This window comes from Kitasatospora sp. NPDC058170, assembly GCF_042883905.1.
GTDB lineage: Bacteria > Actinomycetota > Actinomycetes > Streptomycetales > Streptomycetaceae > Kitasatospora.
This window is the reverse complement of sequence record NZ_JBHVUV010000044.1, coordinates 39,138-49,430: the sequence shown is the minus strand read 5'-3', so window position 1 is coordinate 49,430 and position 10,293 is coordinate 39,138. Positions and strand designations below refer to the sequence as shown.

Genomic DNA, 10,293 nt, shown 5'->3' with positions numbered 1-10,293 from the left:
CCCATGGAGACCGCCCCTGACGGGCACCAGCCCACTACACTCGCTGCGCAGCCCTCTGATCAGGCAAAACGTCGAAGTCCTGCTGGAGTACTAGGCGATCTGAAACAGGGCGGCTGCTCTGAACCCTTTGGCCATCCGACCGAATGAGGCCGGCCAACCCGACGGGCTGTCAAGGTTGACCGGCCTCATCGTTGAGTCAGCCGGTCACGCCAGTCGTGACTCGGCCACCGCGAGGCCGGCGATGGCCCCGAGCATCAGCACCGTGCCGATGACGGTGGCGGCGGTGAGCTGCTCGCCGAGGAACAGCACAGCGAGCGCCGCCGCGCTGACCGGTTCGATGAGCATCACCACCGATGCCGTGGCCGCCCGAACGGCGCCCGCTCCGGCGAAGTAGAGCGGGTAGGCGAGTGCCGTGGTGACGGTGGCAACGTAGAGCATCAGCAGCACGACGTGGCCCAGGTGGGCGGTGTGCGGCACGACGCCCTCGCCCCAGGCGAAGGGCAGCATGACGGCCGCGCCGACGGCGAACGACCCCACCGTGAGGGTGTAGGGGTCCTCGCCGGCGCCGTGCCGTCCGGTCCACCGGCCCAGGATGTTGGAGACGGCGTACCCGGCGGCGGACAGCAGCGCCATCCCCACGCCGACAGGGTGGACGACGCCCGCCTGGTTGCCCAGGACCAGGATCGCGAGGCCGGCCAGCGCGCCGGCGACTGCGAGAAGCCCGGCGCGTCCGATGCGCTCGCCCAGGAACAGGCGCCCGCCGGCGGCGGTGAAGACCGGGGCGGCCCCCAGCGTGACGATGGTGCCCACCGCCAGACCCGTGTCCTGCACGGCGGCGAAGTAGGCGGTCTGGAAGACCGCCAGGCCGACGCCGGTGCCCCCGAACAGCAGGGCCCGGCGGCCCAGCGGCTGCGGCGTCCGCGACGTCTTGCGGGCAGGACGGAACGCCCGGGCCGCCAGCAGCAGCGCCACGCCGGCCAGGAAGCGCCAGAACGAGACGGCCATGGGCCCGAAGTCGCTGGACCGGTAGATGATGTCCACGGCGGCCCCGGTGGTGCCCCAGGTGATGCCGGCGAATGCCAGGTAGGCAAGGCCCCGGCGCACGGATCGGGGCGCCGCCACAGAGGCAGGGATCATTGCAACAGCAGTTTTCGACACGAAGGAATCTCCAGACGGAGCAGGTGGTCGTGGTCTCGCGTCTGCGGGCACAACCAATCAGCGCGTCGCGGCCGTTGGCCTACTTACGCGCTGGTGTCGATGGCGACCCGCCTCAGAGGACGGGCGGCGACAGAACTGCTGCGAAAGACATGCCTTGCACTGTAAAGCACCGCAGGTTGAGGGCCCATCACCTCTGAGCGCACGAGAGCCACCAGTCGCCCTGACAGCAGTCGCTGACGTGAAGCCGCTTCCCGCTGACACCGCACCTGAACACCACAGCGGGCAAGGACAGGCCCGGGCCGGGCCCGGGCGACGGTGTGCCGGGCGAGGCGGTCGGCTGGTCCGGAACCCGGGTACCGGCGCGGCGATGAGTTTTCCGGCCCCGGCAGGTCTACATCTCGACTGGGACGACCAACTCATCGGGAGTACAGATATGGGCCTCATCCACATCGAAATGTTCACGACCCTCGACCTCGTCGGGCAGGCGCCCGGCGGACCCGACGAGGACCCGGTGGGGTTCCCGTTCGGCGGCTGGCAGGCACCCCTGCTGGACGAGGTCACCGGGGCACAGATCCTGGCCGCGTACGAGGGCACGGACGCCCTCCTGCTCGGCCGGCGCACGTACGACATCTTCGCCGCCTACTGGCCGCACCAGAAGGACGGCGAGATCGCCGAACTGTTCAACAGCGTCCCGAAGTACGTGGCCTCCCGCGGCACGCCCGACCTCCCGTGGGCCGGCTCCACCCGGCTCGGCCCGGATCTGGTCGGCGCGGTGCGCGAGATCCGTGACCGGCACGAGCACGTGAAGGTCGTCGGAAGCCTGAACCTGGTCCAGACCCTCCTGCGCGAGAAGCTCTTCGACCGTCTCGACCTCTGGGTGCACCCGATCGTGCTCGGCGTCGGGAAAAAGGTGTTCGACGATGGCGCGGTACCCACGAACGTCACACTCCTCGAACCGCCGACAACCGGCTCGAACGGCACCGTGTACCTGCGCTACGGACTCGCCGACGGCACACCCGCCACCGGGGACATGAGCGCCCCCGACCGCGGCCTCGGGCACGACGACGACCTCCGGTGATCCGGTGACCACAGTCCACGCCAATGGGATCGCCCTGGGCATCGAGTCGTTCGGTGACCGCGACGCACCACTCGTCCTGCTCGCGGGCGCCCCGACGATGCTCTCCTGGCCCGACTCGCTCTGCGAGCGCCTCGCCGCCGGCGGGCGCCGTGTGGTGCGCTACGACCTGCGTGACAGCGGGGAGTCCACGACGGCGGATCCGCAGGCACCCGCCTACACGCTGCGCGACCTCGCCGCCGACGCCGCGGCCCTCGCTGACGCGCTCGGCGGGGCGCCTGCGCACCTCGGGGGGATCGGCGTCGGTGGGATGGTCGCCCAGGTGGCCGTGCTCGACCATCCGGGCGCGTTCTCCGCACTCACCCTGGTCGGCACCCGCGCGGTCGCCCCCGGCCCGCCCGACGACGACCTCCCCGGCCATGACCAGGCGACGATGAGCCGGCTGTTCGCGCGTCCGGCGCCCGACTGGACCGACCGTGAGACTGTCGCGGAGTTCGCCGCCACCGGCGCGGAGATCCTCGGCGACGACCCCGCCGCCGCGCGCGCCACCGCCGCACGCATCTGGGACCGCACGCCCGGCACCGCACCCTGGGTCCAGATGGCCAACCAGATGGGCACGGTGTTCTCCAGGCTGGACTGCACACCCCGCTGGCGCGAGCGCCTGCCCGGGATCGAGGTCCCCACGCTCGTCGTCCACGGCCGCCGCAACCGGTTCTTCCCCGTCGGCAACGGCGAGGCGCTCGCGCGCGAGATCCCCGGGGCACGGCCGCTCGTCCTGGACGGGGCCGCCACCGCGATCCCCGACTCGGCGGCCGGCGAGGTCACCGAGGCGATGCTCATGCTCGGATAGCGGGCGGCGGGCGTCCGCGCGGGTCCGGCCTCCGCCTCCAGGCGGGCGGCAGGGTGGGCGACGGGGTGGGCGACGGGGGGTGGGGCGCCGCAGGGCTCAGCGCCACCACCACCCGGCGGTTCCCGAAGCGGGATTGTCCGCCAGCCAGAACCTGGGGATGTCTGTGAGGCAGGTGCCGGCGGTGGCGCCCCTCGGACCGCGAGGTGGCGCTCAGGAACTGCTCAGCGAGGAGGGAGCGTGCGAGGGGTCACCGGACTTGACGAAGCCGCGGGAGAGGCATCCGCCGCCCCACGCGCGATGCGGGCGCGGCCGACGGGCGGCAGGACGACGAGGTACTGCCGGTCGGCGTCCTCGACGCGGGCCAGCGTGATGGAGGCACCGGTTATCGCGAGCGCCTCGGCGGCCGGGCCGGTTTCCTCCGTCATCTCTTCGATTCGTGAGTGGAAGCGGGTGAGGTCCTTCGCCGGGCCGGTGATCCAGATCGCGATCCTCGCGCCGCGGCGCAGCGCGGCGAGCAGGTCCGTGCGCAGCGGCCCGTCGTCGGCCTCTTGGAGGAGCAGGTCGTGCAGGCGTTCCTGCCCGCACGGCTGGGACGGTGCCGCCTCGGCCAGTGCCCGGCACTTGCGGCACGAGGCAAGAGCCCGCGGTTGGAAGTCGTGCATGAAGAGCTTCAGGTACCGGGCGCGGATCCCGCACAGGGTACGGCCCTTGCCCCCGGCGTGCTCGACGCCGGGCACGCCTTCGACCGCGACTGCGGGGAACTCGGCCGGTTCGCGTGCGGTCGCGAACGACCACGTCCCGCCCGAGGCGTCGAAATCGGGAGTGTCGATCATGCCAGGCAGCATGCCACGCCGAGCGGCTCGGCTCCCGCGCGAGGGTGCGGGGCAGCCGCCCGCCCCACCCGCCGCGCGCTTCACCGGGCACAACCTCGCATGCAGCGCCCGCAGCCCTGCCACGAATCAGCCGGGGCGGACAGCAACGCGGCCACAAGCTCCCGCTGGTCGGCACGGGCGGCACGCCCGTCATCGTGGACGGCACCAAGCGCTGAGGCCCGCGTCCGTGCCGCGCGCCCGGGGCGGGCGGTGGACTCAGGCCTGCGGGGCCTGAGCCCGACCGCAGGTGGGCGGTGGTGGGCTGGGCGGTGGACTCAGGCCTGCGGGGCCTGAGCCGGGCCGTCAGCGGGCCCGGCACCCGGCCCGTCGGCCGGGTCGTCGTGGTCGGCGGCCGCGCGCACCAGCTCGGGCAGCAGGTCCGCCACCGCCGCGGTCAGCGCCCCCAGCGCCCGGCCGTCGGGGATCGGGTGCCACAGCAGGCACACCTCGGCGTCGAGGAAGGACACCGCCGGCGCCCCGACGGCCAGCAGCCGCTCCTCCAGCCCCCCGCGCAGCAGCGCCTCCTCCAGGCCCGCGGTGTCCTGGCCGCGCGGCCCGTAGACCAGGCCCTGCGGCCATCGGATCTGCTGCGCCGCGCTGCTCCAGTCGCGCTCCAGTGTGGCCCGCACCATCGGCTGGGCCAGCTTGGTGCAGACGGCCAGCCAGATGTCCACGTCGCGGTCCAGCTGCTTGATCAGGATCGAGACCGTCGTCTCCTTGCCCGTCAGCGGCCCGGTCGGCGTGAGCGGCCCGCTCGCCGTCTCGCTGGCGTGGGTCCGGGCGGTCAGCCAGGGGAAATGCGCCAGGTGGCCCTCCCAGCGCGGCGACTTCGGGGCGGCGTGCAGGCGCCAGCCCGGCTGCTGCGCCAGCCCCTTGATCCCCGTGCCCACCCGCGTGGCCCGGACGGCCTTGCGGGTGCCGCGCGCCGCCATGACGACCGACACGACGACGGTCAGCCCACAGCCCAGAAGGAACAGCATGCCACCGATCATCGGATCTCCTTCGCGGGTACCTCGGCTTCACCTCGCGGAGGAAGCGGGCTCCCTCCCGGCGAGGCGTGGTGTGTGATCGTCAGTCACATGACCACCGGTTGAGGAGACACCCGGAGCGCGCTCGCCGGTTCCGCTTCCCCCCGCCCGGCTGCGGCTGGTGAAGATCCGCAGGGGTGCGCGAGCGTCTCGTGCTCCACGGTGCACAGATCCGCTGGCTCGACACCGACGGCCCGCGCCAGCCGCGGCAGGATCTCCGGGCGCGGGGTACGGGTCCCCGCCGGATTTCGTTCAGGGCAGCGAGCACCGAACTTCGACAGAGCCGACGGTTCGCACTCCTGCGCGATCCCTGGCCCTCGGCCGTACCGCCCGCACCGGTCTCGGCCCCTCGGTTCGGGGACTCGGGCGCTTCGCCGGGTCAGGACGCGGCACGCAACGGCGCCGAGCGAGCCGGCCGGGTCCCGCGGACGCAAGGGGGGTAGTTCGCGGGGACTCGGCCGTAGGGCCAGCAGCGCGTGGGAAGGCGCGCCCGGCAAGCCCTGGGAGGGTGACGATCTGCCACCGCAGCCCATACAGCCACCGCGCCCGCGAGGCCACCCGCTCCGGCGGCGGCGGTGAGCGCCAGGCGCAGGTATGAGCGGCCGTCCCGGCCTCGGTGGGCCGGGACGGCGGGCGGTGGCGGTTCTTGGGCGGGTCAGCCGGTGACGGTCTGGGCGTGCCGGTGGAGCGCGTCCAGGAGCGCGGTCTGCTGCTGGGTCAACTTGCCGTCAGTGCGGCCGTCGCCTGCTTGCGCAGCCGGGTGCCGGGGCGGAACGTGAGGTCGTCGCCGAGGCCGGTGCGGTCGGCGGGGCCGTCGAGGGTGCCGCCGGCGGCGCGGGCGGGCGATCGGTCTTCCGTGGGGGCCGGGCGTGACGGGGCCGCCCGGCGACGTGCTGCCACGGGATGTGCGACGGCTGCGTGGTGGGGTTCCGCTCGCGCAGCCGCTCGAGGGTAGGCGAGGCCGGTGCCGACGGTCGCCGTGGTGGCCGGCCGTCCCCGGGACGGACGATGCGCTGCCTTCCGGGGGACAGGAAATCTTGCGGTCCGTGGACACAAAATGATCCCCGCGCGCCCCGGCCGCGCCGAAGAATGTTCTGTTCGGGGCGGCCAGCCGTCGGCCGGATGTCAGTGTGGTCCCGGTTTCGGGTCGAGTGCGTTGTTTACGGTGCAGCCGCCCTCTCCGGGCATCCGCTGTATCCCGGGCGGGGTCCAGACATCGGTGCGCCCCGGGCTGACGCGGGCGAGGAGGCAGTCCTGCGGGTCGAAGCCGTTGCTCTCCACCGCCAGGAGGACTCCGACCCGTGCGCCGTCCGCCTTCACCTCGGTTCGGACTGTCAGGGGCAGGTCCAGGGAGGCGAGCGCGCGGCGCACCTCGGCCTCCTCCACCCGGCCGCCCTCGGGCACCCGGGGAAGCTTCGCCTGCAGCTCCTCGTACGGCAGCCGGGGCGGTTCGGGAGGCGCAGCGAAGGCCAGCGCAGGCCCGTCCGGGCAGTCCACGTCGCGGGGCACCTCGCCCCACGCGGACTTCGGCGACACCCGGACCGTGAAACAGCGCCGCACGCTGACCTCCTCGTCCCCGGGCCACCCGCCGGCCGCCGCCCCGGACGTGCGCACGATCATGTCAATGCCGTCCCCGTCGTGGGTCGAGGTGCCCGTCAGGCGCAGTACTTCCACCCCGCGCATGCGGGCGGCGACACGGCCGACCTCCTCGGCCGTGCGCGGGCGCTGGCCGTAGAGCGCCAGGCCCACCTTCCCGGCCTCCTCCCGCGCGGTGTCCGTCGCCTTGTGCTCGGTGGACGGCACCACCCCGCAGGCGGAGGTGAGCAGGAACGGGGTGAGCAGGAGCGGGGTGAACAGGAGCGGTCGGCGCGTCATGCGCACAGCCTTCCGGCACCGCGCCCGACGGCCAACGGCTCACGTACTCAGGACGGCATGAGTATCCGGGTACTCGTACTCAGACCGTGTCCTATGTGGGCCAGTCGCCTGTAGCGGCACAGGGCGGCGGCGAGGCCGCGAAAGGCCAGGTAGTTACGAGGGCCGCGTTCCTAGCGGTGGTCGAGTCGGAGGTAGCCGGTCAGCCATGACTGGCCCGCGCCATGATCGAACGGTTCATGGATGCCGGACACCGCGTGGACCGGGTGACCGGGGAATTCGCGCCAGAGCCATCTCGGCGTGTCCGCTGACACCTGCCCGGGAGGGGCGTTACGTCAGCCACTCGCCGTCGACCATCAGATCCCTTCCTGCGATCTCGTTGGCCTCGCGCCAGGCCTGGATCAGTTCCGGCCGGATGCGGAAGTACGGGTAGTTGCGCTGCTTGCGGGGGTCGAACCCGGTCTTGGCCGCGAACGCGTCGGCGACCTCGTCGGTGATTCCGTCGGCGACGACCGCTGATCCTTCGATCAGGACCACGTCGCGGGTCGGCCCGATCGTGAGCCGGATCCGGCCGCCGGCACGGAGGTTGCGGGCCGTGGGGTTACCGGCCGCCGTCGAGATCAACAGCGTCTCGCCGTCCCAGAGGAACGACAGCGGTACCAGGTACGGCGTACCCGCCAGGTCAGCCGTGGCCACCCACGCGTCGACGTCCTCCTCGAGGCGGCACCGGGTGTCCTGCATGCGCTGCGCGAGCGATCGAGGCAAGGCGGTCATGGCGTCGGGTCTCCTGTTTTCGGGTACGGGTGGTGAGGAGGTTCGGTCGCTGCTACCCGGCAGTCACACCACCAGGTGATGGAGTTCGGCTCGCTGCCTGCTTGGCCAGCCTGGCGATCCGCTTCTCGCCGACGGGAGTCAGCGTTGTCGCGGCGAAGGCGGTCGGCCACGCGGTGCCGTCGTCGGGGTTGGCGGATTGTCACTTCGCCGGGTGTGGTGCTGCTGGCGACGGGGCGGGAGCCCGCAGAAGGTCTCGCCAGTCGGCGGGCCAGTTGGCCAGCGCGAGGACACCCATGATGACGAGGTGAGTCGGCGCGGCCCAACTCTCCACCGCCGGGTCGTGGTTGACCATGTGGGTGGTGACCGCGCCGGTGAGCACGAACATCAGGGTCGTGGCACCCAGGAAACGCGCTCGCTTGTCGGGGATCACCAGCAGGACGGCGGCCACGCCTTCCAGGGCACCGACCACGAAGCGCATCCAGGCCGGGTACCCCCAGTCGACGAACTTCGCGGAGTACGCCGAGCTGAGCACCGTGTCGCCCGGCCAGTACTTGGTCACGGCGCCCAGCGCGAACTCGAAGGCCAGGAACCAGTACAGACCGGCCATGAATCGCTTCGACATGCTTGTCCCTTCGGAGGAATCGGGCAGGGTCAGGCCTCCGCACGGCGATTGAGGTGCCGTCGGAGTCCGTGCCCTCGGGGGTCAGCCCCGCAGGGCGGCGATGGCCTTCTCGATACGCCGCCGGCGGGTCTCGGGCTTCTTCGCGCTCTCGACGGCGCGCACGTGCTCGCGCTTGTGGCCGTAGGCGAGTCGGTCGTAGGCGGCGCGGGCCGCCGGGTCGGCGTCCAAGGCCTGGGCGAAGTCCGGTGGCTCGACGACAACCCGCGGCTCGGTGTCGAGCTCCACCTCGACCTCGACCTCCTCGCCGATCGCGACGCCCGCGGCCCGCCGGTTGGCGTTGCTGAGGCCGAGCAGGTGACGGCCGCGCAGGATGGCCACCCGGCTCTGCCAGGAGTGCCCGTTGACCGTGATGGTCACCGCCGGCCGCGCGCCCCCGCCGAGCGCCGCCACCACCTCCAGCGGGACCTCCAGACCCCGCATGGGCTCGGGCGGCTCCACCTGGGCCCGAAACTTCATGATCCCTCCCTTTCGTCCTGCCGGCTCACCGCGGACCCCGCCCGCCCGGCTCCGATCGCCGCTCCCGCTTCCCATCCCCGGGTCCCGGCCGTCCGGGACGGCAGCGGCACGCGCCCCGCCGTCCCGGACGGCTGAGAGCCATCGCGGTTACTCCGCGTAGGGCTGGTCGGCCCCCTGGTCGCTGTAGCCCAGGCTCCAGACGTAGCCGTCCGGGTCGGCGAAGGTGCCGCCGTACCCGCCCCACGGCAGAGCACCGGCCGGCTTGAGGACCGTGGCACCGGCCTTCTGGGCCTCCGCCATGACCTCGTCGACCCGGGCCTCGCTGCGCACGACGTAGGTCAGCACCAGCCCGCTGAACCCGCTGCCCTCCGCCTCCGTGCCCACCAGGTCGGCCAGGCCCTCGCGGCCGTAGAAGCCGACCGGCGAAGCGCCGTCCGAATCGAAGAACACCGAGATCCCGAAGTCGTTCTTGATCTTCCAGCCGAGACCCTCGGTGTAGAACCGCTTGGCCCGCTCCATGTCGCGGACACCGAGGAGGATCGAGCTGACGTGCGCCTTCATGTCTTACCCCTTGTACATGAGCGGTTATGTGGTGCGTGGATGATCATGTGCCCAACCGGGCATCCGGGCAAGGCCCGGACACCGACCTGGCGCGTGTGTTCTGGATCTGCTGGAGGTTCTCGACCGTTCAGTAGCAGACCAGCCCCGCCCCACCTTGCCGATGTCCGCAGGTTTGGCGAGCCGCCGCACCCGCACATCCGGGAGCGGGGGCGGGAACGGGAGCCGGGAGTCAGGACGGGGTGGGGGCGGGCGACGCGGCGGCCTCCCAGGCGAACCCGTCCGGGTCGGTGAAGGCGTCGGCGGTGCCACCGAGGACGACGCGGTGCGAGCCGGTGCCGTCGACGGGGACACCGAGGTCCTTGGCGAGGGCCCGGCGCTTGTAGAGCGCCAGCGTGACGGGGCCGGCCTGGCCGGGGGCGGCCTGGCCGGGGGCGAACTCGGCGTACTTGCCGCCGAAGCTCTTGGCCACGGTCAGGCCCCGGTCGGTGTAGAGCTGCCTGGTGGCCTTCACGTCCTCGACGCCGATCAGCAGCACGACCCCGTCGATCTCGCGGGTGTCTGGACCGGTGTCCTTCTTCGCCGAGGTCGCGATCTTCCAGATCGTGCCGTCCGGGGCCTGGACCACGCCGCTGTAGCCCCACAGCGACTTCGCGGCGGGCTTGAGCACCGTGGCGCCGGCGTCCACGGCCGCGCCGAAGAAGCCGTCGACGGTGGCCGGCCCGGACACCGTGAGCGCCAGGGTGAACCCGCGGAACCCGGTGGACTGCGCCTCGGACGCCCGCAGACGGATGCGCGTGTCCACGCCGAAGGCGCGGTAGAAGCGGCGGGCGGCCTCAGGGTCGGACACCTCAAGGGTGACGGACGAGAGGGCCGTGCGGGCTGCGGTGGAAGCGGTGGTTGCCATGACCATCACGCTAGGGGCCGCACGGCGGCCGGGGCTTCTCGATTCCTGACCGGTCTTCAGG

At 72.4% G+C, this 10,293-nt stretch carries 11 protein-coding genes; 2 read left to right on the top strand and 9 right to left on the bottom strand.

Annotated elements, in window-relative coordinates; translation table 11 throughout:
* Positions 1-204: 204 nt before the first annotated feature.
* The gene (locus ACFVVX_RS34710) at positions 205-1,137 is read right to left on the bottom strand and encodes a DMT family transporter (RefSeq protein WP_387951679.1); all 933 of its coding nucleotides are present in this window, start codon (positions 1,135-1,137) and stop codon (positions 205-207) included.
* A gap of 454 nt (positions 1,138-1,591) precedes the next feature.
* On the opposite strand from ACFVVX_RS34710, the gene ACFVVX_RS34705 reads away from it, so the two are divergent.
* Together ACFVVX_RS34705 and ACFVVX_RS34700 are read left to right on the top strand one after the other, a co-directional pair.
* Complete coding sequence (locus ACFVVX_RS34705) at positions 1,592-2,236, top strand: dihydrofolate reductase family protein (RefSeq protein ID WP_387951677.1); 645 nt, start codon at positions 1,592-1,594, stop codon at positions 2,234-2,236.
* A gap of 4 nt (positions 2,237-2,240) precedes the next feature.
* A complete protein-coding gene (locus ACFVVX_RS34700; RefSeq protein ID WP_387951675.1) occupies positions 2,241-3,083 on the top strand; it encodes an alpha/beta fold hydrolase in 843 nt (280 codons plus the stop codon).
* A gap of 221 nt (positions 3,084-3,304) precedes the next feature.
* Here ACFVVX_RS34700 and ACFVVX_RS34695 read toward each other — a convergent pair whose 3' ends face one another.
* From ACFVVX_RS34695 to ACFVVX_RS34660, 8 genes are all read right to left on the bottom strand, one after another.
* Positions 3,305-3,916 (bottom strand): hypothetical protein, encoded by a 612-nt coding sequence (locus ACFVVX_RS34695; protein ID WP_387951673.1) that lies wholly within the window; start codon positions 3,914-3,916, stop codon positions 3,305-3,307.
* 314 nt (positions 3,917-4,230) lie between these two features.
* Positions 4,231-4,935, bottom strand: a complete 705-nt coding sequence (locus tag ACFVVX_RS34690; protein WP_387951671.1) for a hypothetical protein — start codon at positions 4,933-4,935, stop codon at positions 4,231-4,233.
* 1,173 nt (positions 4,936-6,108) lie between these two features.
* Positions 6,109-6,858: a translation initiation factor IF-2 gene (locus ACFVVX_RS34685; protein WP_387951670.1), complete on the bottom strand. Its 750-nt coding sequence runs from the start codon at positions 6,856-6,858 to the stop codon at positions 6,109-6,111.
* A 327-nt stretch (positions 6,859-7,185) separates the two neighbouring features.
* Entirely contained in the window at positions 7,186-7,629 is a 444-nt protein-coding gene (locus ACFVVX_RS34680; RefSeq protein ID WP_387951668.1) for a pyridoxamine 5'-phosphate oxidase family protein, read from the bottom strand.
* Positions 7,630-7,828: 199 nt separating this feature from the next.
* On the bottom strand, positions 7,829-8,251 hold the full coding sequence (locus tag ACFVVX_RS34675) for a DoxX family protein (protein WP_387951666.1): 423 nt from the start codon (positions 8,249-8,251) through the stop codon (positions 7,829-7,831).
* A gap of 81 nt (positions 8,252-8,332) precedes the next feature.
* Complete coding sequence (locus ACFVVX_RS34670) at positions 8,333-8,767, bottom strand: YdeI/OmpD-associated family protein (RefSeq protein WP_387951665.1); 435 nt, start codon at positions 8,765-8,767, stop codon at positions 8,333-8,335.
* Positions 8,768-8,914: 147 nt separating this feature from the next.
* Positions 8,915-9,328: a VOC family protein gene (locus ACFVVX_RS34665; RefSeq protein WP_387951664.1), complete on the bottom strand. Its 414-nt coding sequence runs from the start codon at positions 9,326-9,328 to the stop codon at positions 8,915-8,917.
* Between the two features lie 229 nt (positions 9,329-9,557).
* A complete protein-coding gene (locus tag ACFVVX_RS34660) occupies positions 9,558-10,238 on the bottom strand; it encodes a glyoxalase (RefSeq protein ID WP_387951662.1) in 681 nt (226 codons plus the stop codon).
* Between the last annotated feature and the right edge of the window lie 55 nt (positions 10,239-10,293).